Annotated in this window: 1 protein-coding gene; it reads left to right on the top strand. The window is 49.0% G+C overall.

From position 1 onward, the window contains the following. Positions 1 to 559: 559 nt before the first annotated feature. Positions 560 to 1,861 (top strand): hypothetical protein, encoded by a 1,302-nt coding sequence (locus ACKI3C_RS04725; protein ID WP_407402568.1) that lies wholly within the window; start codon positions 560 to 562, stop codon positions 1,859 to 1,861. Positions 1,862 to 2,119: the final 258 nt, after the last annotated feature.

Raw genomic sequence — 2,119 nt, forward strand, 5'->3', positions numbered from 1 at the left:
GTCACATTTCACACCCCCACCGGCAGCCCGCAGGTCTGCGACCAGCGGTTAACCAAAGTTACGACCTCCCTGAGGTCTAAAAAATCCACAAATATACTCAACTTTAGCATTTGATAATAAATATTGCTAATTTATTGTCCGGCAGGACAATACCTGAATAACCCCCACCGCCGAACGAAGTGGCGGTGGGGGTATAGTATCAACAAGCAGATGCGTCCCGTAGGACGCTAATCGGAGCAAATAGGTGAAATTCAGATGGTTCCATATGCTAAAGTTGAGAAATATATATTTTCAATGAAAAAATCAGTGAGTTCAGTGAGATCCGCACGGGGAGTTCCATTGCTGTATTGTTTCGTGAGATTATCCCGCATGTTAATTAAAATAAAACCACAATTTTCTCCCGCTGGATAACAAAACGGCAAAATCGAATCATTTTATTACCGAAAATAACAAAACTTTAGCACATCACAACAAAAAGATGATAAAATAATTGCACATTATCACATCTTTTATTAACTTTGCAAAAAGCATAAATACGGATCAACTAACACTAAAGCCTATGAAAAAAGTATTGATGTCGGCAATAGCATTATTGTTTTTTGCGTTGTCTGCCACAGTCTCGGCACAAGACAACAAACTCTATGTCAAAGAATTTGCCATCAAGAAAGGCGAGGTTAAAACCATAAGCATCTATCTTGACAACCCCACCTACAGGCTCACAGCCATGCAGTTCGACCTGTACCTCTCGGGCGGTATCAAGCTGGTTGAAGACGAGGACGGTCCGTTTATCGATCCCACCGCACGCATCCCTAGCACAGCTTGCGTTTTAAATGGCGATTGGATGCACAACAGAACATTCTACCGCAAAATTTTCTACAACAACAACGGACTCTATGTGTCGGGGACCTCTGGCGCGTTATTCAAAGTTGACGTGACCACCGACGAGACCTTCGGCACCACGGACCAACCAGCCAAGATTGAAATCAAGAACGCGCGTTTCAGCGACATCGACAATACCTCCACCAGCTACCGTGCCGTTGAAACCATGGCCTACGCTTACGAAGCCAAGAGCTACACCGACCTCTTTGCCGAGGCCTCCGAGGGCAAGAAGGCCTATCTCGACGAGCCTATCAAAATCGTGGCCAAGGGCATGAACCAGGCCTTCGCGGTGGACCAGTCGGGTCACTGGATCAAACTCATCCTTCCCGACGAGAACACCGTGCAGCCAAGCGATGGGTATCAGCGTGCTTCGGTGGGCGGATACGTCACCGACACACAGCTCAACCCCACAATCGTTGTCGATAACGCAGATAACCTGATGCCTAGCAACGACATCGTGAGTTCATACAAGGAAATTGTTGACCTCACCAACGAACAGAATTTGAGCACAACCTTGAGCACACTCTCCACTTTGAATGCCAACCAGGTGGTTTACGTGCGGGGACACTACTTCATCAACGACAATGGCGAAGGATGCATATCGGCCTACAGCGGCAAAAACGGTGTGCGAGGCACTACGCTCACCGTCAACACCGACTTGCTCTCTACCTCTCTCACGCCAGGGCAACCCTACGATTTCAGCGTAGCTGCAATCCAGCTCAAATCCCCCTGGGACACACCCAGCAGCAGCCCTAAGCGCATTGCATCTGGCGACCAGAAGTTCTACGAAAACTTCATCGTTTATCCGTTAACCGAGTCAATCGTTACAGGCATCGATGGCATCACTGCCGACAAGGGTATCACATCAGTGAGATACTACAACGTGGCAGGCCATGAGTCCGACGCGCCATTCAGCGGCGTCAACATCGTGGTTACAACCCTGAACGACGGCACCACCACAACCACCAAAGTCATCAAGTAAAACCAGGGCAACCGCATCAGAATTGTTGTAGCAACACATGTCTGTCAAGACATTATCTACGATAAACCCCGTACATACTACAAGCCCAGCGCAGTAGGTTGTGCGGGGTAAAGTCGTCGAACCGAGCGAAGCGAGCTCGGCAAAGTGAGCAGCGGTAAGTCGGCGAAGCCGGTGCCGCGGATAGCGAACCTTTGCCAACATTCGAAGTGGCGGTGGGGGAAGAAATGCAACACGCACCGCGTCCAGCAGGACGCTAAT

Origin of the sequence: Sodaliphilus sp. (assembly GCF_045598405.1) — a bacterium.
GTDB classification, from domain to species: Bacteria; Bacteroidota; Bacteroidia; order Bacteroidales; family Muribaculaceae; genus Sodaliphilus; species Sodaliphilus limicaballi.

Coding starts and splice junctions, on each gene's coding strand:
- ACKI3C_RS04725 (WP_407402568.1), top strand. CDS start 560: ATGAAAAAAGTATTGATGTCGGCAATAGCATTATTGTTTTTTGCGTTG.